Source organism: Pseudomaricurvus sp. HS19 (genome assembly GCF_009857815.1).
Taxonomy (GTDB): domain Bacteria; phylum Pseudomonadota; class Gammaproteobacteria; order Pseudomonadales; family Cellvibrionaceae; genus Pseudomaricurvus.
Map to the genome: position 1 here is coordinate 140,398 of NZ_WVVW01000002.1, position 24,464 is coordinate 164,861.

General features: G+C 59.7%; 21 protein-coding genes. 9 read left to right on the forward strand and 12 right to left on the reverse strand.

The genetic code is table 11. The features are described from left to right. Positions 1–21: 21 nt before the first annotated feature. From parE to GSF27_RS08400, 5 genes are all read right to left on the reverse strand, one after another. Positions 22–1,929, reverse strand: a complete 1,908-nt coding sequence (gene parE, locus GSF27_RS08380; protein WP_160967847.1) for a DNA topoisomerase IV subunit B — start codon at positions 1,927–1,929, stop codon at positions 22–24. Positions 1,930–2,050: 121 nt separating this feature from the next. Next, a complete protein-coding gene (locus GSF27_RS08385; protein ID WP_160967849.1) occupies positions 2,051–2,638 on the reverse strand; it encodes a YqiA/YcfP family alpha/beta fold hydrolase in 588 nt (195 codons plus the stop codon). Positions 2,639–2,702: 64 nt separating this feature from the next. Further along, complete coding sequence (cpdA, locus tag GSF27_RS08390; protein WP_370462583.1) at positions 2,703–3,473, reverse strand: 3',5'-cyclic-AMP phosphodiesterase; 771 nt, start codon at positions 3,471–3,473, stop codon at positions 2,703–2,705. Positions 3,474–3,697: 224 nt separating this feature from the next. Next, the gene (locus tag GSF27_RS08395; RefSeq protein ID WP_160967853.1) at positions 3,698–4,111 is read right to left on the reverse strand and encodes a DUF1249 domain-containing protein; all 414 of its coding nucleotides are present in this window, start codon (positions 4,109–4,111) and stop codon (positions 3,698–3,700) included. 80 nt (positions 4,112–4,191) lie between these two features. Beyond that, the gene (locus GSF27_RS08400; RefSeq protein WP_370462584.1) at positions 4,192–4,839 is read right to left on the reverse strand and encodes an NUDIX domain-containing protein; all 648 of its coding nucleotides are present in this window, start codon (positions 4,837–4,839) and stop codon (positions 4,192–4,194) included. Between the two features lie 252 nt (positions 4,840–5,091). On the opposite strand from GSF27_RS08400, the gene GSF27_RS08405 reads away from it, so the two are divergent. Beyond that, on the forward strand, positions 5,092–6,486 hold the full coding sequence (locus GSF27_RS08405) for a TolC family outer membrane protein (protein WP_160967855.1): 1,395 nt from the start codon (positions 5,092–5,094) through the stop codon (positions 6,484–6,486). A 42-nt stretch (positions 6,487–6,528) separates the two neighbouring features. Here GSF27_RS08405 and waaA read toward each other — a convergent pair whose 3' ends face one another. Next, positions 6,529–7,806, reverse strand: a complete 1,278-nt coding sequence (gene waaA / locus GSF27_RS08410; RefSeq protein ID WP_160967857.1) for a lipid IV(A) 3-deoxy-D-manno-octulosonic acid transferase — start codon at positions 7,804–7,806, stop codon at positions 6,529–6,531. 179 nt (positions 7,807–7,985) lie between these two features. Between waaA and GSF27_RS08415 the strand changes: the two genes are divergently transcribed. The 6 genes from GSF27_RS08415 to GSF27_RS08440 all read left to right on the forward strand — a co-directional run bounded on the left by GSF27_RS08415 (position 7,986) and on the right by GSF27_RS08440 (position 14,064). Then, on the forward strand, positions 7,986–8,846 hold the full coding sequence (locus tag GSF27_RS08415) for a mitochondrial fission ELM1 family protein (protein WP_160967859.1): 861 nt from the start codon (positions 7,986–7,988) through the stop codon (positions 8,844–8,846). Positions 8,847–8,849: 3 nt separating this feature from the next. Continuing rightward, positions 8,850–9,980: a glycosyltransferase family 4 protein gene (locus GSF27_RS08420; protein ID WP_160967861.1), complete on the forward strand. Its 1,131-nt coding sequence runs from the start codon at positions 8,850–8,852 to the stop codon at positions 9,978–9,980. Positions 9,981–10,104: 124 nt separating this feature from the next. Further along, entirely contained in the window at positions 10,105–11,133 is a 1,029-nt protein-coding gene (locus GSF27_RS08425; protein ID WP_160967863.1) for a glycosyltransferase, read from the forward strand. Beyond that, on the forward strand, positions 11,126–12,163 hold the full coding sequence (locus GSF27_RS08430; RefSeq protein WP_160967865.1) for a glycosyltransferase: 1,038 nt from the start codon (positions 11,126–11,128) through the stop codon (positions 12,161–12,163). Before GSF27_RS08425 ends, GSF27_RS08430 begins: the two co-directional genes overlap by 8 nt. Positions 12,164–12,168: 5 nt before the next feature. Next, positions 12,169–12,903, forward strand: coding sequence for a YrbL family protein (locus GSF27_RS08435; RefSeq protein WP_160967867.1), 735 nt, complete (start codon positions 12,169–12,171; stop codon positions 12,901–12,903). 219 nt (positions 12,904–13,122) lie between these two features. Continuing rightward, on the forward strand, positions 13,123–14,064 hold the full coding sequence (locus GSF27_RS08440; RefSeq protein WP_255493769.1) for a glycosyltransferase family 2 protein: 942 nt from the start codon (positions 13,123–13,125) through the stop codon (positions 14,062–14,064). 8 nt (positions 14,065–14,072) lie between these two features. Here the strand turns inward: GSF27_RS08440 and msbA are convergent, their stop codons facing one another. The 6 genes from msbA to waaF all read right to left on the reverse strand — a co-directional run bounded on the left by msbA (position 14,073) and on the right by waaF (position 21,658). Beyond that, on the reverse strand, positions 14,073–15,827 hold the full coding sequence (gene msbA / locus GSF27_RS08445) for a lipid A export permease/ATP-binding protein MsbA (RefSeq protein ID WP_160967871.1): 1,755 nt from the start codon (positions 15,825–15,827) through the stop codon (positions 14,073–14,075). Between the two features lie 215 nt (positions 15,828–16,042). After that, on the reverse strand, positions 16,043–17,236 hold the full coding sequence (locus GSF27_RS08450; protein WP_160967873.1) for a sulfotransferase: 1,194 nt from the start codon (positions 17,234–17,236) through the stop codon (positions 16,043–16,045). Next, positions 17,226–18,146 (reverse strand): glycosyltransferase family 4 protein, encoded by a 921-nt coding sequence (locus GSF27_RS08455; RefSeq protein ID WP_237457486.1) that lies wholly within the window; start codon positions 18,144–18,146, stop codon positions 17,226–17,228. Before GSF27_RS08455 ends, GSF27_RS08450 begins: the two co-directional genes overlap by 11 nt. Positions 18,147–18,391: 245 nt before the next feature. Next, a complete protein-coding gene (locus GSF27_RS08460; protein WP_160967877.1) occupies positions 18,392–19,324 on the reverse strand; it encodes a glycosyltransferase family 2 protein in 933 nt (310 codons plus the stop codon). Beyond that, positions 19,321–20,535, reverse strand: coding sequence for an O-antigen ligase (locus GSF27_RS08465; RefSeq protein ID WP_160967879.1), 1,215 nt, complete (start codon positions 20,533–20,535; stop codon positions 19,321–19,323). Before GSF27_RS08465 ends, GSF27_RS08460 begins: the two co-directional genes overlap by 4 nt. Before the next feature lie 97 nt (positions 20,536–20,632). Then, entirely contained in the window at positions 20,633–21,658 is a 1,026-nt protein-coding gene (waaF, locus tag GSF27_RS08470) for a lipopolysaccharide heptosyltransferase II (RefSeq protein WP_160967881.1), read from the reverse strand. A gap of 448 nt (positions 21,659–22,106) precedes the next feature. On the opposite strand from waaF, the gene GSF27_RS08475 reads away from it, so the two are divergent. Continuing rightward, positions 22,107–23,144, forward strand: a complete 1,038-nt coding sequence (locus GSF27_RS08475) for a glycosyltransferase (RefSeq protein WP_160967883.1) — start codon at positions 22,107–22,109, stop codon at positions 23,142–23,144. Between the two features lie 214 nt (positions 23,145–23,358). Continuing rightward, positions 23,359–24,366: a branched-chain amino acid aminotransferase gene (locus GSF27_RS08480; RefSeq protein WP_160967885.1), complete on the forward strand. Its 1,008-nt coding sequence runs from the start codon at positions 23,359–23,361 to the stop codon at positions 24,364–24,366. The last annotated feature ends 98 nt before the right edge of the window (positions 24,367–24,464 follow it).

The window sequence follows — 24,464 nt, forward strand, 5'->3', positions numbered from 1 at the left end:
CACGATAACCCGGCATTCAACTCAGTTGTTCACCGCCACTTCCATTCCGGTATCTGCCAGGTTGCCCTTCTCTTCCAGCCACACCTTGCGATCCGAAGCGCGCTTCTTACCCAGCAGCATGTCCAGCACCTGATTGGTATCGTCGCCCGGCTCAATGCGCAGCTGCACCAGCCTGCGGGTATCCGGATCCATGGTGGTCTCCCGCAATTGCAGCGGATTCATTTCACCCAGGCCCTTAAAGCGCTGTACGCCGATGCTGCCTTTTTTCTTCTCCGCCTTGATACGGTGGATCACACCCTCCTTCTCGGCATCGTCGAGGGCGTAGTAGACCTCCTTGCCGATATCGATGCGGTAGAGCGGCGGCATGGCCACATAGACGTGACCGGCGGCTACCATGGCCTTGAAGTGACGCACAAACAGGGCGCAGATCAGGGTGGCGATGTGCAACCCGTCGGAGTCGGCATCGGCGAGGATACAGACCTTGTGGTAGCGCAGGTTGGAGAGATCGTCGGAGCCGGGATCAATCCCCAGAGCCACCGAGATGTCGTGAATCTCCTGTGACCCCAGCACCTCCTGGCTGTCCACTTCCCAACTGTTGAGGATCTTGCCCCGCAGCGGCAGGATGGCCTGGAACTCGCGGTCGCGGGCCTGCTTGGCGGAGCCGCCGGCGGAGTCACCCTCCACCAGGAACAGCTCACTGCGCTCCGGCTCGCCACTGGAGCAGTCCGCCAGTTTGCCCGGCAGTGCCGGCCCCTGGGTAATCTTCTTGCGCGCCACTTTCTTGCTGGAACGCACCCGCTTCTGGGCGTTGCTGATGCAGTACTCTGCCAGCTTGTCACCGTCCTCGGTGTGCTGGTTGAGCCACAGGCTGAAGGAGTCTTTCACTACCCCGGAGACAAACGCCGCCGCCTCGCGGGAGGAGAGGCGCTCCTTGGTCTGGCCGGAAAACTGTGGGTCCGCCAATTTGGAAGAGAGCACAAAACAGCAGTTGGCCCAGATATCCTCCGGTGCCAGTTTGACACCACGGGGCAGCAGGTTGCGGAATTCACAAAACTCCCGCAGCGCGTCCAGCAGACCGGTACGCAGGCCGTTGACGTGGGTACCGCCCTGGGCGGTAGGAATCAGGTTAACGTAGCTCTCCTGGATCAGCTCACCGCCTTCCGGCAGCCACTGTACCGCCCAGTCGGCGGCTTCGGTATCGGCGCTGAAACTGCCCACAAAGGGTTCCGCGGGCAGGTTCTCCCAGCCGTTGGTGGAGGCGGAGAGGTAGTCCTTGAGACCATCCTCGTAGTACCACTCGTCGGTTTCGCCGCTCTGCTCATCCTTGAACACCACCCTCAGGCCTGGACACAGCACCGCCTTGGCGCGCAGTACGTGGCGCAGCCGTGACACAGAGAACTTGTTGGAGTCGAAGTATTGAGGATCCGGCAGGAAGCGCACGCTGGTACCGGTATTGCGCTTGCCACAGCTGTCGATCACCGCCAGGTCACTGGCCTTGTTACCATCCTTGAAACCGATGCGGTGCACCTGGCCGTCGCGCTTGATGGTCACTTCCAGCGCCTTGGAGAGGGCATTGACCACGGACACGCCCACACCGTGCAGGCCGCCGGAGAACTGATAGTTTTTATTGGAGAATTTACCGCCGGCATGGAGGGTGGAGAGGATCACTTCCACACCCGGCTTGCCCTGCTCAGGATGGATATCCACCGGCATACCGCGGCCGTCATCGGAGCAGGTGAGGGAGTGGTCCTTGTGCAGGATCACTTCGATATTTCTGGCGTGCCCCGCCAGTGCCTCATCGACGCTGTTGTCGATCACTTCCTGAGCCAGGTGGTTGGGGCGGGTGGTTTCGGTGTACATACCGGGGCGTTTTTTGACCGGATCCAGCCCCGTTAAAACTTCAATATCCTGAGCGGTATAGTTCGACATAGAGTGGTGTCTGTATTACTGCGTGAATGTCTTTATGGAATTGGTGCATGACGAGGAGGCAGTTGTACCACAATCACCTCGCCAGTGGCACCTGCGGAACCTCGAATTGGGGGATCGGGAATCAGGAGCGCCCGGGGAAAAGGAACTGGACGATATCCGGCAGAAAACGCTCGAAACCCTGGAAACCGTGGTCGCCGCCCTCTTCAATGGTCTGCCGGCAACCGGCATAGCGGGCTTCGGCCTCGCGGTAGTCGAGGGTCTCGTCACCGGTCTGGGCCAGCAGCCAGTAGCGGCTCAGGTCCCGCAGCGGCTGGCAGTAGGCATCCCGGAACTGGCCGGCGTGCACCTCGGTCATGGTGTAGACGTCATCGGTGTGGAAATTGTGCTGTGGCACGCCACATACACGGTGCACCAGCTCGAAAGGACGCACCGAAGGGTTGATCAGCACCGCCCGGTGACCGAAGTGCTCCACCAGCCAGGTACTCCAGAAGCCCCCCAGCGAGCTGCCGACAAAACCGATATCCGGCTCGCCCTCCAGCTCCGCCATCAACTCCCGTAACTGGTGCTGGGTTTCCAGCGGATAGGGGCAGAGGTAGGGGCAGCGATAGTCGATGTCGGGGGCATGCTCCGCCAGCCAGCGCGCCGTGAGCTCGGCCTTGACCGATTGCGGTGAACTGAGGAAGCCATGGATGTAAATCAGGGTAGCCATACCGGAGCCTGTGCGTTGGGCGGACTAACGATGTGCGCAGACCTTTGCGGCTGCCTGCGTCAGGTCAATAACCGCCGGAGGCGAAGTCTATAGCGTAGGACTTTTCAGCCGTTCTCTCCACCCCGGTCTGCAGTTCACCGTTGGCGTGCAGGTCGAACCAGCGGTAGCCCGGCATGGCGGTGTCGAGCGCAAAATCGTCACAGCGGGGCTTGAACTGGATACAGGTGGAGGGAGCGCTGTAGAGCCCGAAGTGCCCCCAGCGGGAGGAGAAATCCTGGTGCACGTGGCCCCAGCAGAGAGCCCGTACGTGGGGGTAACGGCTGAGCAACCCAAGAAGGGCGCCGGCGTTGCGGATCACATACTGGTCGATCCAGCGACTGCCCACCAGTACCGGCTGGTGGTGAACAAACACCAGGGCGTGCTTGTCGCAGCCTTGCAGCTGCTGCTCCAGGCGCTGCAGCTCCTGATCGCCAATTAAACCGTGTTCATGGCCGGGCAGGCTGGAGTTGAGCAGGATCAGCTGCCAGTGGTCCAGCTCCACCAGCTCTCGTGCCACTCTCTCCCGGGGAAACGTGCACATGGACTGGTCACGATCATGGTTGCCGGCCAGCCACGCCAACGGGCGACCGTAACCGCTCTCCATGGATCGCAGGAAGCGCTCGTAGGCAGCCATCTGGCCGTTGCTGCTGATATCCCCGGTTGCCACTACATAGTCGGCGTGCTGCTCACGCTGCCGCAGGCGCTGCAGGACATCCTGCAGACTCTCGTCCGTATCGAGGCCCAACAGGGTCTCTCCGGGCCTGCCGCCCAGATGACTGTCGGATATCTGTAGCACGCGCTGTGGTGCCGGCCGTAGGTCCATGTCTGCGTTCGTTAATCGGGTTTATGCCACAGTGCGCGGTCGGCGCACCTTTTGGAGGCTGGCAGGTGCAGGTCGATCCTTCGCTTCCTGTCATCCGGGGATCGCCACCCCGGATTGGGGGGCAGATTGGGCGCAAGTATAGCAATGGGTAAGGCCAAAGTGTGTGCGGAAGATCTCGCTTCCCGGCGCTGTAACATTCATGTGCCCGAGGATTGTGATACCCGTGAACGGCTCTGGCCGTGGGCCAGGCTGTGGCTGAGCCAGTCACTGAGGAAGCGGTTGAACTGGGCTTTCTCGTCCTGCTGGTACATCTGGCGGTTGGGGTAATCGTAGCGCGGCAGCACCCGTCGATGCCCCTGGCAGGAGACCACTTCCGCCATCCGCGCATCGTGGTAGAGACGTACCTGCAGGGTCGGCGAGCTGCCCCAGTGGTGCAGCGTATCCTGCTGACACACCTCCAGGGTGGTGGTATAGGGTGCCCTTTCCGTCACCCGCAGGTGGATCTGCCAGGTCTGGCTACCGGCCTGCACGTCGTAGTGCCAGTGCTCACACTCGTCAAAGGTGGGCATCAGCTTGAGCAGACGCGCGTAATTGGCTTCGCAGTGCGCCATCTGCTCACTGAGATTTACCCGATACCTGTGCTTCTGAGTCCCCAAACCGTTTACCACCCTGCCAAACTGTTTATCACCTGTCAGCTACCCGCACCTGACGCAGCGCGAATCCGCTCCCGGTTGAGCTGCAACCACTGTAACCCGATAAGGGTCGCCGCGTTGTTAAAGCGGCCACCGTAGAGGTTATCGAACACCAGTGGCGCCGGTAAAATCAACAGGCGAATGTCTTCACCCTCTTCCGGCAAGCCGTTGACGCCGCCGTCCAACCCCTGCAGGTCCGCCAGAGCGCAGAAGATGTGCAGCCGCTCGTCGCAGCCACCGGGGGAGGCCATGTATTCGCAGATATACTCCACCTGTCGCGGTACCAGGTCGGCCTCTTCCTGCAGCTCGCGCCACACCACCGACTCCAGCGGCTCGTCCGGCTCCACCATCCCGGCCACCACTTCGATACACCAGGGACCGTTGACATCACCAAAGGCCCCCGGGCGAATTTGCTCCACCAGGCCGATCAGGTCCTGGTCAGGATCGTATAACACCACCCCCACAGCCTGGCCGCGCAGCAGCAGCTCCCGCTCCACCACCCCGCTCCAGCTGCCGTCGTAGCGACGATGACGATAGCGGCGGCGGATCATGGAAAAAAAACCGCGGTGCAGGATATCGGGGGCCAGCTCTTCAACATCCCCGTCCCGGTACACCGGCTGCAGTACCTCGGGTAACACTCTGCTCACTCAACTCTCCAGGCAAACCGGCCCGATGCCGGCTTCAATCGCAGCCCCTATCATAAACATCGCGGCACCAATCACAAATTGCAGGTGCCATCCGGGAGCCACTCCGCGTCAGCCAAGCCCCGCGCCCGGGCAGCGGAGTTAACACTAATTAACCCCCTGCTCCAGCCCCCCTGTCGACGCCCCCATAGCAAAGGGGTAAACTGCCGCCACCCCGCCGAAAAGACCATTTTTCGCAAAAAACAGGATTTTTCCATGCTCAAAAGACGTCTCTCTCTGGCGATTGCCGGAATTCTGGGTTTGTCTGCAGCCAACCTGCACGCCGATACGCTGCAGGATATCTACCAGCTGGCTCTGGAGTACGACCACCAGCTGAAAGCCGACGAAGCCGCCTTCCGTGCCGCCCAGGAAAATATCACCATTGGCCGCGCCGGCCTGCTGCCGCAGATTAATGGCTCGGCCCGTTACAGCGAAACCGACGGCGATGCCATCGGCTACCAGTCATCACTGGGCAGCTCCTCAGCCTACGAGCTGGATACCGAGAACGAGCAGTACGCCCTGACCCTGACCCAGCCGCTGTTCAACATGGCCGCCTGGTTTGGCTACAAGCAGAGCAAGACCCTGAGCGCACAGGCGGAAGCCCAGTTCAGCGCCGACCAGCAGAGCTTTATTGTGCGGGTTACCGAAGCCTACTTTAATGTGCTGCGCGCTATCGATGCGACCGAAACCGCACGCGCCGAAGAGACCGCCTACGGCCATCAGCTGGAGCAGACCAAGCAGCGTTTTGAAGTGGGACTGACCGCCATTACCGACGTGCACGAAGCCCAGGCCGCCTACGACACCGCCACCGCCTCTACCCTGGAAGCACAGGGCAACCTCGGGATTGCGTTTGAGCAACTGGAGGTACTGACCGGCAGCGAACACACCGAGGTAGCGCCACTGGTGGCGCAGTTTGCGGTGGTCAACCCACAACCCGCTACCCGCAGCGAGTGGGTCGACTTTGCCCTGGAGAACAACTACCAGCTGAAAGTCGCCCGCTTCCAGGCGGACGCCGCGCAAAGTAACGCCCGGGCCAAGGCCTCCAACCACCTGCCAACCCTGACCGCCAGTTACAATTATGTTCACCGCGACGATACTAATACCGACATTATCGCCGGTGGCATTACCACCCCGACCGACAACCGTCTGGACGAGCAAAACACCATTGCGGTTGAGCTGAATGTGCCCATCTTCAGTGGTCTGCGGGTCTCCGGCGAACGTCGCCAGGCCTACGAGCAGCAGATGCAGGCGGAAGAGATCTACAACCTGACCCAGCGCAACCTGATCCAGAATGCCCGCTCCCTGCACCTGCAGGTGGTGACCGATGTGGCTCAGGTTCGCGCCCGCAAACAGGCGATCATTTCCGGTAGCAGCGCCCTGGAAGCGACACAGGCGGGCTACGAAGTGGGAACCCGCAACCTGGTGGATGTGCTGGTAGCCCAGCGCAACCTCTATCAGGCACAGCGTAACTACGATAACAGCCGCTACGACTACGTTATCAATATGCTGCGCCTGAAACAGGTGGCCGGTAACCTGTCACCGGAAGATGTGCTGAAGCTGAACCAGTGGCTGGACGCCGGCAATCAGGTCCAGCGCAGCAAATACCAGTAACAGAAGTACCAGTAAGAGACGGGGCCTGCTGCCTCACACCGTTCAGGCGTGAGGCAGCAGGCGCTCCACTTCCTGCAGCAGGCGCTGCAGGGCACCGCGGTTAGCCTCCGCCACCCCCCGGGCAGCCTCCCCAACCTGCAAGCGCCGCTGCGGCGACTGCAACAGATCGCGCACGTGACGGGTAAGCTCGTCCACATCACTGGCCACCAGCAACCCTTCCGCCGCCATCAGCAGGCGCGATACCTCGGCAAAATTGTAGAGTGAATCGCCACTCACCAGGGGTTTCCCCCATGCTGCCGGCTCAATGAAGTTGTGGCCGCCGTGCTGAATCAGCGTGCCCCCCATAAACACCAGGTCACTGGCGCCCAGCAGGGCCATCAATTCACCCATGGTATCGCCAATGATCACCTGGGTATCCGCGGTGATAGCCTCGCCACCGCTGTGGCGGGCAACCACAAACTCCCTCGCCGCCATCTGCGCCACCGCATCAAAGCGCTCGGGGTGACGCGGCACCAGCACCAGTAGCAATTGCGGGCATTCGGCCCGCAAGGCTGCAAACACCTGCAACAGCAACTCGTCCTCACCGGGATGGGTACTGGCCGCCAACAGCACCAGCCTTTCACCGCTGCACAGCCAGCGCTCACGTATCTGACTGCTTTTGTTGCGCACCGCATCATTGAGCGTGAGGTCAAACTTGATATTGCCGGTGATGGCCAGCCGCTCCGGCGGCAACCCCAGGGCCACAAACCGCTCACCATCCTCTGCGTGTTGCGCAGCCACACAGGTGAGCTGCTGCAGCATGTGCGAGGCGAGACTGGCAAAGCGCCCATAGCCCGCCGCCGAGCGGGCCGACAAACGGGCATTGGCCACCAGCACCGGGATCTCCCGGGAGGCACAGGCGGCGATGGTGTTGGGCCAGAGCTCGGTCTCCATAATGATTGCCAGCTGTGGCCGGGTGCGGCGCAGAAAGCGGCCCAGACAGTCTGGCAGGTCGTATGGCGCATAGACGTGATAGACCGAATCCCCCAGCGCCGCCCGCACCCGTTCAGAGCCGGTAGGCGTGGTGGTGGTCACCACCAGGTCATAGCCACTGTCCAGCAAGCGGTGCATCAGCGGCAGCGCGGCGAGGGTCTCACCAACCGATACCGCATGCACCCAGACACGCGGGGCAACAGGGGCCGCCAGCGGTGGCACCCAGCCAAAGCGCTCGCGCCAACGGCGGGCATAGGCCGGCGCCTTACGGGCACGCCACAGCAGCCGCAACAGCACCAGCGGCAGGATCAGGTAGAAAACAGTGGTATAGAGAATTCGTGCGAGCATCTGGGAGTGTCTTCGGCTGCTGGTGCCATTGGTGGCCACTCGGGCCGCGTCAGCTATCGGTCAGGTGTTGAAAGGTGAACCGGCTCCGGAAAGGCGCTCATACTACCACACGCCAATCGAGTATCCGTCCATTTCAGGGTAATATGCCCCGCTAACGAACAGGACTGCCAGAAGCGTTAATGAATATACTCTGTGTCACCGATGACAAATCCGGTCACGTCAGCCAATTGCGCGGACTGGCGGAAGCACTGGGCCGGCTGACGCCAACGGACACCCGCTGGCAGAGCATTTACCAACCCTCCGGGCTGGACCCGTCTTTCCGGCCCGACCTGATTCTCGGCGCTGGTCGCCGTACCCATTGGCCGGCACTGAAGATGAAACTCCGCCGCGGCGGAAGAGTGGTGCTGCTCTCCAAGCCCACCCTGCCCCAATGGCTGTTTGACCTCTGCGTACTGCCTCGTCACGATGGCCAGCAGGAGAGCCGCCGGGTGGTCAATACCGAGGGGGCCCTCAATCCCATACTGCCCTCGACAGAGGCGGATCCGGACCGCGGCCTGCTGCTGATTGGAGGCCCTTCCAACTATTATGGCTGGGACACTGACTCGCTGGTGCAGCAGCTGCTGCAGCTGCAGGCGAGCCAGCCGCAGATACGCTGGACACTGACCACCTCACGACGTACACCGGACACTTTCCCTGCCGCCATACCGCAATTGCGCGCCGCCGGCATTGACGTTGTCCCGCTGGAGGAGACAGATCACCAATGGCTGCTGGATCACTTCCGGCAGTGCGGCGTGATCTGGGTTACCGAGGACAGCGTCTCCATGGTCTATGAAGCCCTCAGCAGCGGCGCCCGGGTCGGCCTGCTGCAAATGCCGCTGCTGAAGGCCAATCGCTTAAGCGACAGCTTCAGACACCTGGCAGAAGCCGGTCGCCTGATGCAGATTGGCAGTGCCGATCCGACACGGCAATTTGCGCCCCTGCAGGAAGCCGACCGCATCGCCAAACTTCTGCTGGCCCGCTGGCCCGCCGAACAGGAATAAACCATGAAAGTGTTACAAGTACTGCCGGAGCTGAACAGTGGTGGCGTGGAGCGCGGCACCGTCGACTTTGCCCGCTACCTGGTGAGCCAGGGGCACGAGTCGCTGGTGATGTCAGCCGGCGGTCGCATGGTGACACTGCTGGAGCAGGAAGGCAGTCGCCATATCGCCTTTCCGGTACATAAAAAGTCACTCAGCTCGCTGCTCCGCGTGCGCGAATTGCGCCGTCGCCTGCTGGAGCTGGAACCGGACGTGATTCATGTGCGTTCGCGCATACCGGCGTGGATGGTGTGGCTGGCCCTGAAAAAGATCCCCATGGAGAAGCGTCCTGCTCTGGTTTCCACCTTCCACGGGCTCTACTCCGTCAGCGCCTACAGCGCCATTATGGGCTGCGGCGACCGGGTGATTGCCATCAGCCAGTGCGTCAAGGATTACATCCTGGAAAACTACCCGAAGATTGATCCGGGCAAGATTGACCTGATCCATCGCGGCGTGGACACCGACCAATTCAGCCCCGCCCATCAAGTGGATGCCGATTGGCAGGGGCAGCTCTACCAGAGCTTCCCGCAATTGCGCGCCGGCAACATCGTGCTGATGCCGGGGCGCCTCAGCCGCTGGAAAGGGCAGATTGAGTTTATCCGCATGATTGGCCAGCTGGTTAGCCAGGGGGTATCCTGCCACGGGCTCATTGTGGGCAGTCCCAACCCCGGTAAGGAAGAGTACCTGACAGAGCTGCAACAGATGGTGACCAGCGCACAACTGCAGGATCACATTACCTTTCTCGGCTACAGCGACCAGATGGCCAACCTCTACGCCATCTCCTCGGCGGTGTGCAATCTCTCCCAGCACGCCGAGCCTTTTGGCCGCACCGTTATTGAAGCCCTGGCCATTGGCACCCCGGTGGTGAGCTACGACTACGGCGGGCCAGCGGAATCCCTCGGCAACAGCTTCCCCGACGGACTGGTACCGGTAGGAGACCAACAGGCCCTCTGTGACGCCGTCGCCCGCTGCCTGGCCAGTCGTCCGGCCATTACCCTCGACCCGCAATTCACCCTGCAACACCAGGCCCGCGCCACACTGGCGGTGTATGACAAGGCGCTGCAGGGGAATCCCCGCTATCAGCACCAGCGGAGCTGACACCGGCTCCGCAACAACCTCTGTGACCGACGCACCATTGCGGGGCTGCAGCCCGGGGCCGGCTGTACTTGGCCGCGGCATCTGGGCTATCATCGCGGCTTTATTTTGCAGCCGGTTTTCCCTCATGCGCATCGTTCACGTCGCCCACCAGCAGTACCGCAAGTACGGCTACACCCGGGTCAACTGGGCGCAGAAACTCTTCTACGGCCTGATCAAAAACGACCACCATGTACAGCCCTTCAGTGACCGTGACGTAGCGGCCTTCGAAGCGCCTTTTGGCATCCGCGACCTGGGCGTGAAAAAGTCCAACAAACGCCTGCTACAGACGGTGGAAGCCTACCAGCCGGAACTGGTGATCGTCGGCCACTGCGACATCATCAGCAACGACACCCTGGAAGAGGTTCGCCGCCTCTGCCCCGGCGTGGTGATTGTGGGCTGTAACAATGATCCCCTGTTTGTGCCAGAGAATGACGCCAAAATCCGCCACCGCTGCGACGTTGTGGATGCCATGTTTGTCTCCACCGGCGAGCGGGAGCTGCAGCGCTATGCCGGCGCCCGCGCCCGCCTGCTGCACATGCCGAATCCGGTTGACCCCTCCGTCGAGTTCTACGACGCCAGCGCCAGGCCGGCAGCCGAGCTGAAGCACGACCTGATCTTCTGCAGCAAATCCGAGGCATACACCGAGCGCGGCCGCATCGTGCAGGATATCCACGATAATCTTGCAAACCGGATTCGCTTCCACACTCCCGGCAGTTTCGGCGTACCCGGAGTCTGGGGCCGTGACTACGACCTGGCCCTGGCCGACAGCGCCATGGGACTGAACCTCAATCGTCAGGAGGGCCTGCACTGGTACTCTTCCGCGCGCATGGCGCAGATGGCGGGCAACGGCGTTCTTACCTTTACCGACGGCAGCGCAGACTTTGCCTCGATGTTCCCGGCAGAGACACTGGTCTACTTTGATTCCGTGGAAGAGCTGAAAGAAAAACTGCTGGCCTTCCACCACGACGATGACATGCGCCGCCACTGGGCCGGCAACTGCCGCCAGTACTTCCACCGCGAGATCAACAACAAGCTCTACGCCCAGTACATCGTCGAGGCCAGTATGCAACTGCCCTTCAGTCACCCTTATGTCTGGCAGGAGAACCATGGCTGACACCATCAAAATCGTACAGAGCCTGGCCGGCGCCCCCTTTGGCGGCGCGGAAAATTTCTACACCCGGCTGGTGTGCGCACTGGCGGAGAACCCGCGCCTGGAACAAACGGCGTTTACCCGCGCCAATCCCCACCGGGTGCCGCAACTTGAGGCCGCCGGCGTGCCGGTCCAAACCTTCCGTTTTGGCAACAAGCTGGATCCGCTGGATCGCGCCGCCTACCGCCACGCCCTGCGGGAGCTGGCACCGGATGTTGTACTCACCTATATGAACCGCGCCAGCGAGATTACACCGTCAGGTGATTACCAGCTGGTGTGCCGCCTGGGGCACTACTACGACCTCAAGTACTACCGTCATGCCGATTACTGGGTGGGCATTACCCAGGGTATCTGCAACCACCTGATCAAGGGTGGCATACCTGCCGAGCGCGTGGTGCAGATTCCCAACTTCGCCGATGAAAGCCCTGTGGAGGCGGTGCCACGCGACAGCTTCAATACTCCCACCGACCGGCCACTGCTGCTGGCAGCCGGGCGCCTGCACACCAACAAGGCGTTTGATGTGCTGCTGCAGGCCCTGCCGCAGATTCCCGACGCCATACTGTGGCTGGCTGGTGACGGCCCGGAGCGAAAAGCGCTGGAGAAGCAAAGCGCCCGGCTGGGCCTGCAGGAGCGTGTGCGCTTCCTGGGCTGGCGGGACGACGTCGCCAGCCTGATGCAAACCGCAGACATGTTTATCTGCCCTTCGCGCCACGAAGGCCTCGGCAGTATTGTGGTGGAGTCCTGGTTTCACGAGTGCCCGATTGTTGCCGCCAACTCACAGGGGCCCGGTGAACTGATCGAGGACGGACGTACCGGTCTTATCACCCCCATTGATGATGCCGGGGCACTGGCGGCAGCCATTAACAGTCTGCTGCAGGATCCACAACTGGCGTCCACCCTGGCCAGCAATGCGAAGGCCCATTACGACCAGCACTACAGCAAGGCCACCATTGCCAGGCAGTACGCCGAGCTTTTTGAGCGCATCACCAGCTGACCCGAATGGAGTCCACCCCCATGCAGCCCACCCTGCACCTTGGTGACAGCAGTGACGCCTTCTCCAAAGGCGGTAACCGCCTCTGCTTTGTCGATCCGGGCAACAAGGGACGCTGCATCAAGGTGCTGAGACCGGATCGCAGCCCGGAGAAGAAGCGGCGGGAGAAATCCCTGCTGAAACGGCTCAAGCCATTGGACAACTTCAACGACAACCTGCAGGAGCTGCGCACCTATCAGCTGATTGAAAGGCACGTGGGCGAAGCCGCTTTTGAGCTGGTGCCGCGCTGCTACGGCATGGTCGACACCAATCTGGGTGAGGGCCTCAGCAGCGAACTGATACGGGATGACGACGGCCAGATCTCCATTACCCTCAAGCAATACCTCTGGCAACAGGGGGAGACCCCGGCCATCAGTGCCTGCCTGCAACGCTTTGCCCAGCGCTGGAGCGAGCTGGGCATGCCCTCCCGCAACCTGCTGCTGCACAATGTGGTTGTACAGTGCCAGCAGGGTCAGCCTCAAAAGCTGATCGTCATTGATGGACTGGGCTGGTCGGACACCATCCCTGTTGCCTACTGGATCAAGGCCCTGGCCCGCCGCAAGGCCGCCAGAAAGGTGCGCCTGATCCACAAGGCTATCGACCAGCTGCTGTACAAAAAGGCTCATAACCTTAAATACGGCTATCACGGCTGGCTGACGGATGAGGCTCGCAGTGAGGCTGCCAGCCCCCCGCAGGATAGCTAACCCCCCCAGTCCCCCCTTCGACTAGCTGCCACTGGCGCTCCGGAGCAGCCAGCTTGTGGCCGCCGTGGCAGTTTCGGCAAATAATGGGATCGCAGCCCTTCTGTTAATTGCCCCCACTTCCTATAATGACCAGAGGTAATAACAGCTATTAACTCCCGTTATACATCCTGTTCAGGCCGGCCATGTCCCACGGCCAGCGACACCGAGGTAAAAAGCCAGATGGCAACAGAAAGAGCCCACGTCCCTCACCTGTGCATTTGTGTCTGCACCAGGGAACGTCCACAGATGCTCTCCAGGTTTATCGAAAGCTACCTGCAACTGAAGTTGCCGGCGGGGCTCAGTATCAGTCTCGAGGTGGTAGAAAACGACCAGCAACAGCATATGCAAGGGTTGGTCACCAGCGCGGGCACCACCTCCCACCCGGCCTATTATCATCACCAGCCCAAGCTCGGCATTCCCTGCGCCCGCAATACCAGTATCCATGCAGCACTGAGCAGGCAAGCCAGCCACATTGCTTTCGTCGATGATGATGAGCGCTTTGACCCTGATTGGCTGGTGAACATCTGGGCCTACCTCAATAGCCAGCCCGAGGAGACCGTCGTGCACGGCGCCGTCTATTCCGTGCTGCCGCCATCGGCCCCCACATACTACGAGGCTTTTTTTCAGCGCCAGATCGAACCCACTGACACCGCGCTGGATTTTTGCCGCACCAACAATGTGATCCTGCCGCTCACGGTACTGACCCGCCATGGGCTCTGGTTTGATGAATCCAAACCCCTGGCAGGAGGCACCGATAGCAAGCTGTTTCGGGCAGCCCATGCATTGGGCGTTCCTATCAAAAGCTGTGCCGAGGCAGTCATCTACGAGGACATACCACTGGAGAGAGCTAACGTCAGATGGCTCTCCCACCGCAACTTCCGCATCGGGCTGACTATGGGAGAGCAGGCCTCACAAGGAGCCGACGCCAACCAGGTCACACACTTTCTGCGGCAATCCGGCAAGGCCACCTCATGCCTCACCAAGTACCTCGCCCGCACCCTGCTGCTGCAGCGGAAGGAAAAGAATATTCGCTATTGGTTCAAAGCCTGCAAAACTATTGGCTGTGGACTGGGATCCCTGGGCGTCAAGGTAGACGCCTACAAAAATGTACAGGGGCACTGACAGCGACCTCAGTCGCTGCCCTGCTGCAGATACTCGGCTGAATAGAGCCGCTTGTAGTATTCGCCATTCTGCAACAACTGCTGATGGCTGCCCTCCTCCTTGACCACGCCGTCTTCCATCACGATCAACCGGTCCGCACGCTGAATGGTCGAGAGGCGGTGCGCGATCACAATGGTGGTGCGCGACTTCGCCAGCTCTTCAATAGCGGCGGTAATCTTCGCTTCCGATTCGTTGTCCAGTGCCGACGTCGCCTCGTCGAGAATCAGGATAGGAGCATCTTTCAGGAAGGCCCTGGCTATCGCCAGCCGCTGACGCTGGCCCCCGGACAGTTTGGAACCGTTCTCCCCCACCACACTGTGGATACCATCCGGCAGCTGCTCCACAAAATCCAGCGCCTCGGCCCTGGCCAGAGCCTGGCGAATCTCCTCCTCGCCATACTGCGCCATACCGTAACCAATATTATTGAATACCGTATCGTCAAACAGGGTGACCCCCTGGCCGACCACAGAAAACTGTTGGCGAAGATTGCCGAGGCGGTAGTCATTTACATCCACGCCATCCACAAAAATGGCCCCGGACTGTACCTGATAGTGGCGGTAGAGCAGGCTCGCCAGGGTGGTCTTGCCACTCCCGGAACGCCCCACCAGAGCCACCATCTCACCGGCTTTGACATTCAGGCTTATGCTATTGAGAACCGGCTTATCCAGTGACGGATAGCTGAAGGTGAGGTTGCGGATCTCAATCTCTCCCTTAACCCGCTCGCTCTCATGGGTACCGGTATCGCGCTCCTTGTCAGCGTCCAGCACCTCGAACACCAGCTCGGCACCGATAATACCCCGCTGGATAATCACACCCACACCACTCAACTGACGCATTGGCTTGGGAATCAGGGCAATTGCCGTCAGGTAGCCGACCAACTCACCGGTGGTGTACTTCTCCAGAATGGCCGGATCCAATAACAGGGCCACAATTGCCGCCACGGCCATCGCAATAATGGTTTGGGAAATTGGCGAGTAACAAGCCTGCACCAGGCGGATCTTCATCTGCGTCTTGAAGGCCGCACTCAAAGCCTTGTTGTAACGCTTGGACTCGTAGCCTTCCGCACCAAAGGTTCTGACCACCATAAAGTTGCTGAGTGTTTCCTTAAGAATCTGCAACCCCTGACTCAGGGCCGCTTCATTCCTGCGGGCGTACTTGCGGAAGTATTTGCCGGTACGGGAAACCAGCAATCCCAAAATGGGAGCGGCCACCAGAAACACCAGGGACAGCTCCCAATTGAGGTAAAAGGCATAACCCAACAGCACGATTACCGAAAGGCCTTCCTGAATCAGCTTTTTCAGCGCATTGGTAACCGCGGCTTTTACCTGTCCAACCCCGGAGCTGACCCTGTGCATAATCTGCCCATGGCTGGTGCGATCGTAATACTCCGCGGGCAGCACCAGCAGCTTGGCGAAAATATCCTCGCGCAAGGAGTGAATAATCTTCGCGCCCACATACTCGTTGTAGTAAGTACCGAGAAAGGTACCCAGGCCACGAACCATAAAGATGCCAACCGCTGCCGCCGGCAGGTAGAGACGCGCGTCGCTGTTTTTCTGGTTCAGGGCCTCGATAATCAGCTCCATCATCTTGGCCATCATGGCCTGACTGGAGGCGAACATGGTGAAGCCCACAATGCTGACCACAAAGGGTATGATCAGCGGTCGCAGGTACTTCAATAGTCGCAGGTAAGTGCGAAAAGCATTCCCGGACTCAGTAGCTTTCATATCAATCAACCTAATTTAGCGATCAGCTGCTCAGACCAGCTTAATGTTGGCGGGCCATCTGACCCGGAAGGAGCGTAATCATACGTGAACCCCTAATCAATGTCCCGACGGAGTAGGGCCGGCATAAAATCCATCAGGTGCAGAAGATGACGGCACCGGGACGAGCCAACGAATCAAAACGCAGCGCATCCAGCTATCCTGCCCACAATCACCTGTCACACCAGATCATCGAGGCTCTTAATCACGGTGACACCAAAGCAGAGCCTAAGCCATACAGCACTCCCGCCAGGGGCGTCGCCCAGATAGCCAAATGTTGTTTTACCCCTGATCACACGACTCAAAACAACCTTCAATGTCCGCAAGTATTTGGACACGGACTTGCCTTTACGCAAATCAACCAGGGCAGGACCCGCCAACGCCGAATTTGGGCAATACTCAATCGCCACACCTTTATTCGCGACCCTGACGATCTGTCCGCCGAGCTCTTCCAGAAAGGCCCGATCAATTGACAACAGGCTAACTTTTTTCCTCGGCCGGCTCTCGACCTCATAACCGAATTCGGCCAACAAGCCGCCTGCACACAGGTCGAAAGCCACCTTTTGCTCCTGTGTAAACAGGCCTTTCCAACGATAAAGGCGACTTTCATCCAACTCTCCAGTCACCTGCTGTTTCCAGGATTCGTTGCGGGACATGACATCCATCCCCGAGGAGCTGGTATCAAGCATTCCGCTCTCGAAAGACTCGCCAATAAAACTGCAAATCTCCGTCAGCACCTTTTCTGGCTCCCGCACCAGGGTTTCATACTTCACGGTCAGGCTTTTGTCGTCCTGAAGGAAGAAGTCACCTGTCCTTTCGAACCACTCGCTACAAATATAGCAATTGACCAATTCCTGGCGACTGGCCCAGGGGAGTTGCCTCATGGAAATCGCGGAATCGCGAAAATCCCGCACTATCCTGATAATTTTTGCCTCCGGGTAGGCGGCCCTTAAGGTATCCAGGTGCAGCAAATGACGCGGTGTTTTCTCCGCCCAGCGAGGCTTACCTTTCTTCGCGGCATAGGTACCGACCAGCGCATCAAACAGCGCCGCCACCGACGGCTCCCGATCTTTAAGCGCGGCAAACAACTCCTGTTCGCTGACACCAAAAAGATCAATTACCCGCTGCTCTGCCAGAACCACCCTACTGACCCGCTCCACAGCCAGAGCCGGCCAGTTACGGTCCCGAAACATCCTCTTCAGCACCGCCGGCTTCAGTTTATTCAGCAGCTGTGACTCCGGCCCACAGGCGATACGACTGTGGGCGTTCAACATGGCCGCCAGCAAGCTGCTACCGGAGCGGGAAGCTCCTACCACGAAGACGGGTGGCTCCGCTGACTGCGAACCGGCTACGGGAACAGGATTATTTTTCATCCAGCTTTATGCTCGCCACCAGATCAATGGATTGTGAAACCACCCTGTCCCAGCCAAACTCGGTCTCGGCGAACTCGCGGGCTTTGTCACCCATCCGCCGGCGTAAAGGCTCATCAGCGAGCAGCTGTCCAACAGCCCCGGCAATGGCTCCGACATCGCCCTGCGGCACCAGCAACCCGGTTGTACCATCCTGCAGCATCTCCGGGACACCGCCGGCATCGGTTGCTACCAGCGGCACGCCGTTGGCCTGAGCCTCACAGATACTGCGTCCCATGGTTTCAGTATGAAGGTAGCGACGCCCTTTCGACTCCCGCATCACATCTTTTGATGTCGACAGATACAGCGCGCTGTGCTTATAAAAGCCCTGCACCATCAATGGACTGACCTTGCCATAAAAGCAGACATCATCAGCGAGGCCCAGTTCACCAGCCAGATTTCTGAGATCCTTTTCCAGTTCCCCCTCGCCGACAATCACAAAAAGAAAACTCAAGCCCTGGCGCTTCACCTCAGCCAGCGCATGCAAGGCATCCTCAAGCCCCTTGAAATCCACCAGCCGGCCACAATTGAGAATGACCGGCCGATCGTCTGCAAGCTCAAGGGCGGGGGTTTGATCAGGCGCCGCTTCACAACCGCCCTTGATCACCCTCAGGCGTTTCTCCTCAATACCCAGCTCCGCGGAACGGCGCAGACTAAAGACGCTGTTGACTATGAGAAAGTCGAGCTGATTGACAGCGTCGATAAACGCACCGCTGGTACGATCCATAAAAAATATGTCGTTGCCACCGGAGCGGGCAACCTGGCGGTATCCCGCCGATTTATAACTCGCGTAAAAGGGGAACAGATCGAGCGTATTGTGGTAGATAAGGGTTTCCTCCGGTTTGAAGCCGGCACTGCGGAAAACCCGCTCCATCACGGACTGATCTTTCATTTCGCTTTTCCTGAGGTAAACCGTTGACACTTGCTCACCGTCGAAATCACGCAGGCGCGGCCGCCGGGACCTCCAGAAAGCCCTGCCCACAGTCACCACCAGAAGGTTGTAGGCTGCCGCCCTGGCCAGGTTGCGAATCATGTAGTGGGCACTGGTTTCAATACCACCCACGTGCGCCGGAGGCAGATTTTTGGAGAAGACAATCAGGTTCTTTATAGCCATGACGCTCAGTCGGTTACCTTATAACTTTCTACTTCCTTGCCTCTCAGACCGGCACAGGCACCCAGCGCCTTGTGCACACGCAACCACGCCTGGTTGCGTTTCAGTTTGCGTCCAACGCATGTAAATACCAATGTTTTTATCAGATTGCTGATAATCGAGAACAGCGCGGAGGTTAGTATTTTTACCACCCCCTGTCCCTGCTGGCGTCGCCGCCAGGTTTCAGTAATACCAGCCCGGTACTTGCGCCCCTGCATCCACTTGATGCGTGCACGGGACTCGGGAATACGTTCGAAAACAACCGCCTCATCGCATTTTTTAATCTGCACACCAAGCTGATGTGCGGCGAAGAAAAACTTGGTGTCTGTGCCGCCAGCCAGGGGCACAGAGATATCAAAGCGCAGCCCCAGCTCCCGCGCCAGGCGTATGGGAAGTATCACGTTATTGGTGGCACAGGCGGTAAGGTCAGTACCGGTAGGCCGCTCCTTCGCCTTGATCAGTCCACTGATCTCAGGAGGAGTGTTTTCCGGAAAAATCGGGATCACTTTACCGGAAACAACGATATCGCCACCCTGCTGCTGGCAGTAGCCGTACAGCTCGGACAGCCAGTCAGCATCGACCCATTCATCATCGTCAATAAAGACCACATAGTCACAGGCTTCAGCCAGGCAGAATTCCAGCGCATTGTTACGAGCCACGGGGATGCCCCGCTGCGGCTCGCAACGGTAGTGGATTCCGAACCGACCCTGGGTGTCAAACTGCTCAACCAGCGCCCTGGAGAGCTGCTCAGTATCATTTTCAATCACCGTCACCAGTAATTCGACACCGTCAATCTCACGCAAGCCGGTGAGTGATTGCAGGCAATTACCCAGCAGGTCGGGGCGGCGGTAAGTGAGGATACAGATATTGATCCGCACCCTCTTGTCACCTACGGAAGTCATCCTAAGCGATTCTCCAGATCTTTCTTTTGCATATTGGCGGCGAGCGCAAAGGCAATGGGAACCCAGGTCCAGAACCAGGAATCCTCCGGACGCACCAATGGAAATTTACCACCGGACAAGGAAGCAAACAGGCAGTACACCAGCACCACCCCCCACATCCGTTGCATGACTGTCGGGCCGCGAAAACACAAAACCACCAGCCATAGCAGCGGCCCCAGGAACAGCGCAAAGCCCACCAGGCCTGATTGCCTCAGCAAGGCCAGGGGCAGGTTGTGCTCATGGGAGAATATCTCGCCATTGGTACCCACAATTTCAGCATCACGCATGTAGCCATAACCAAACCAGGGGTGTTGCAGCCACTCCTGCAGCGCCGCCGGCCAGATAAAATTCCGATTCGACCAGCCATCGCCGGAAAAGTCTGACACCACACCGAGGGCCAGTACCAAACCGGCCGCAATCAGCAGCAGTACCGACAGACTGCGCCAATGGCGCTTCAAAACACTCTTGATATGCTCATCCATCAACAGCAGGAAAGGCAGCGTCAGTACCACGGCATAAGCGGCGCCTTTTGAGCGGGTCAACAGTATCACAGCAACCGCCAAATAAATGTTGAACAGCGCAAGACCTTTGCGCCAGGCACCCTGTAACAGGTAGAGACCGCCCACCCCGAGAAACAGCATCACACCGTAGGTTTTCGCCAACCGGTTCTGGTTGCCAAATTTCCACCCGGGCACCATGGGCTCATCAATGCTCCAGTCGTTGTGCAGGCCATATTGCAGGATGAAAACAATGGCAGCCAGTGAGGCGACAAGATACAAGGGCAGCAACAGCTTCTGCACCAGCCCCGGATTGCGGGTGCATGCAAAACCGACCAGTAACAGCCAGCAGATGACATAGCACACTTCACGCAGTGCTCTCAGCAGGTGCCGTGAATCACTGATATCAAACCACAGCGCTGTCACACCCAGGTACAGGACGGTGACCAACATCAGCTGTATCAACCGTTCTGACCATATCGGCCGGTAGCTCACCAGAAACAGGGATATCAGCCAGGGTACGGCCAGCAAGCCCTGAAACAGCTCCCGCTGTGCCCCCTCGTCAGGGATGACAAAGAACGCGATAACAAATCCACAGACGGCCAACAAAGACCACCAGCGCGCCCAACTATCCAATTTGCTCACGTTGTGGGCATCACTAATTGCAGTGCGCAACACTCAGATCCTTCCTGTCTGCATTTGATATCGTCTCGGGCACCTCCGGGTGAGGCCTGCCGTAACCGCAGCATCGCCCTCCCCTGCTGCCCACGGCCTAGCCCCAAACCCGCTGCACATGATCTGCCAGCTGTGACGGGGTCAAGGTATGAAATGCCCGGCGATCTACCCACCCGTCATCACAGTCACTGCTGCCGGTCAGCCCGTCCGGTGCGGCTGTTGCTTTGTCACCCGCCCCAAAGAACGATAACTGCTCTGCGGTCGTGTCGCTACAGGGCAGGCAGGCAATGCCAACACTGGCCGCCAGCAACATACTGTCTGGGTCATCGCCGCAGGCCACCTCGCAGGCAGAGAGCAATAGCGCCTGCGTCCAAAGCATATCCGTATTGCTCAGGTGACGATTATCCTGGTGACGGCCACTCAGGTCACAGAAGTGCGCGGCCAATGGTTCATCCAGCTCGGAGGCAATAACTTCGGCATCCTCGGCGCAACCGAGGTAGATCACCTGCCAACCGGCCTCCAGCAGCAACAGTGCTGTCTCGGTCACGCTCTCTTCCGGCCAATCATCGCTGTCAGCTCTAGGACACAGCGCCACCAGCTTCTCTGGTTGCAACCCACATTCCCGCAACAGTGCCTGACGTTGCTCCCCAGACCATTGCAATTGCGGCAGCAGACCCGCCGGGCTCACAGTCCCCGCATCTGCCGCTAATGCGGTATAGCGCTGGTGCAGGGCCATACGCCGACTGTCAAAGCGGCGCGGATCGTTTAACAGGAAGTATCGCATCCGACCCAGCCAGCCGGTGCGCAGCGGTATGCCCGCCAGCCAGGGCACCAGCGCCGAGGGCAGGTCATCCGGGCAGACAAACGCCTGCTGATAACCGCGCTGGCGGATGTGTTGCGCCAGCTGCCAGCGCGCCTCCGGGCGCCATTGCCCTGCTGGCACCGGCCGGGCAATGAAATTTGTCACCTCAGGCATCAGTGTAACCAGTGCCTGAAAGCGCCCGGCCGCCAGCAAATCAATCTCGGCTCGGGGAGCCTGCAACCGCAATTGGCGCAGCAACCCATGGCACCAGAGCAGCTGCTCCAGGCTCTCGGGCGCGACAACAAGTATTCTGTTACTCATGCGGGAGAAAACCGGTCTGAAAGCCTGTGAAATCAGGAGCGGATGATACCGAAGACCAGAGGAAACGCCAGTGAAAGCACGCTGCCGGACGCCGACCACTATTCCAATTCCAACAGGGCCTGATTACACTTTCCAGTCCGGTCGTGAGTTGCCTCCCTGCAACGCGCTGTACACCTGGCCCTGCGCAACGGTGCTTTGCTGCAGCCGCTTGGCAGCAGATGTACCCACGGATCGGGACTGGCAGCGAAAGGTGGCAGTTAGCAACAGCCTGAGTCCAGATCCGGTTCACGCCAGCACAGAACCAGCAGTTGAAAGGAAGGCCAGCAAGCCTCCTGTCACGCCAACCACAACGCAAAGATATTTCGCATGGACGCCAATATCACACAGAACAGAGAACGGCTGGCCCCTCCAGTCATGCACAGCAGCCTCCCCGCCGCACGGGAGGCCCATGGCTAATACCATCAGAGTTGTACAGAGCCTGGCGGGCGCCCCCTTTGGCGGGGCGGAAAGTTTCTACACCCGGCTGGTGTGCGCCCTCGCACAAAACCCCGCACTGCAGCAGACCGCCTTAACCCGCGCCAACCCCCAGCGGATCTCGCAATTGCAGGCCGCCGGCGTGTCCGTACAAACCTTCCGTTTTGGCAGCCCGCTGGATCTGCTCGATCGTCACTCGTATCGCAAGACCCTGCGAGCACTGGACCCGGATGTTGTACTCACCTACATGAGCCGTGCCAGCGACATTACGCCTGCGGGTAATTACAGAATGGTTTGTCGCCTGGGCCACTTCTACAACCTGAAGTATTACCGGCACGCCGACTACTGGATTGGCAACACCCTCGGTATCTGTGACTATCTGGTCAAAGGCGGCATGCCTGCTGAACGGGTGGTACACATCTCCAACTTCGCCGACGAAGCCCCGGCCGCCCCGCTGCCCCGGGACAGTTTCGGCACCCCGCCTGATCGCCCGCTGCTACTGGCTGCCGGGCGCCTGCACACCAATAAGGCCTTTGACACATTGTTGCGAGCCCTGGCCAGGGTGCCTGAAGCAACCCTGTGGCTGGCCGGAGACGGTCCCGAAAGGAGCAACCTTGAGACCCTCAGCCAAGAGCTGCACATCAGCGAAAGGGTTCGCTTCCTCGGCTGGCGTAACGACGTGGCCAGCCTGATGCAAACCGCCGACCTGTTTATCTGCCCGTCACGCCATGAAGGGCTCGGCGGTATCGTGCTTGAATCCTGGCTACACGGGTGCCCGGTGATCGCCACCAACTCCCAGGGCCCCTCCGAGCTGATCCAGAACGGCCACACCGGCCTTTTGACGCCCGTTGACGAGTATGCCGCACTGGCGGACACCATCAATCAACTGCTGCAGAACCCCCGGCAAGCCACCTGTCTCGCCGACAACGCTCGTGTCGAATACAGCAAGCACCACAGCACAGCCAGCATCAGCCGGCAGTATGCAGAGCTGTTTGCGGGCATTGCAGGCTGAACGACGCCAGCCCCCAACCACACGGCCACGCCCCGTCAACACCGGGCGGACCAGGCTGATCGCCCTGAAATGCCGGGGCGACGCCCCGGGAAATGCCATTGAAAGCGTTCTAATGAACGGAGCCCAGTATTCCAATTTTGCCGGGGTCTAATTACAATTCGCGGTCTGATTTTGATCTGTCCCCCGCCGCACCCAGTTTTCGAGGTTTCGCCCTATGACCGCCTTCGGTAGTGTTTTCATGCCAGAAATGGCCCTGACCGTATTTGACGGAGAAAAGTGGAGCGAAGCCGCCATGGTGCCCAGTGACAGCATCAGCCTGCACCCCGGCGCCCATGTCCTGCACTACGCCAGCACCTGTTTCGAGGGCCTGAAAGCCTTCCGTCACGCCGATGGCAGCGTCAAGATCTTCCGTATGGACGCCAATATCGCCCGCTTTGCCCAGAGCAGCGAACTGCTGGCCCTGCCTGCCATCGACACCGCCCAGACCCGCGACATGATCGTTATGGCGGTGAAGAGCTTTGCCGGTGAGGTGCCTGAAGTACCGGGCTCTCTCTATATCCGCCCTACCCATATCGGCACCGAACCTGCCGTGGGCAAGGCCGCGGGCCCCTCTCTCACCTCCATGCAGTACGTGCTGCTGTCACCGGTGGGCGACTACTTTGCCGGCGGCTCTGATGTCGCCCTGCGACTGCTGCTGGAAGAGGACGGCATGCGCTGCGCGCCGCATATGGGCCGTATCAAGAGCGGCGGTAACTACGCCAGTGCCCTGCGCCCGACCCTCAACGCCAAGCGCGATCTGAAGGTAGACCAGATCCTCTTCTGCCCAGATGGTGATGTACAGGAGACCGGCGCCGCCAACTTCCTGCTGATCGACGGCAACACCCTGATCACCAAGGCGCTGGACGACAGCTTCCTGCACGGCATCACCCGTGACTCCATCCTCACCATCGCCCGGGACCTGGGCATGAACGTGGAAGAGCGCGACCTGAGCGTCAGCGAACTGCTGGAGCGCAGCCAGAAGCCCGGTTGCGAGGCGGCCCTCTCCGGCACCGCGGCGGTACTGACCTCTGTGGGCACCCTGCTGCACAAGGGCAAGGAGTATCAGGTGGGTGACGGCAAGGCCGGTGCGACCACCAACAAGCTGCGCAAGGCGTTGAACGACATCCAGTGGGGGCGTGCCGAGGATACCCACGGCTGGCTGACCTGCGTTTCCAGCTGCTGACTTGTCCACAGGTTCAAGGGCGTACCGGGTTCGATTACTCCTCAGCAATCTCCACTTTGTGGAATTAAAAGGCTCGCCCAGGGGACTGGGCTCCTACA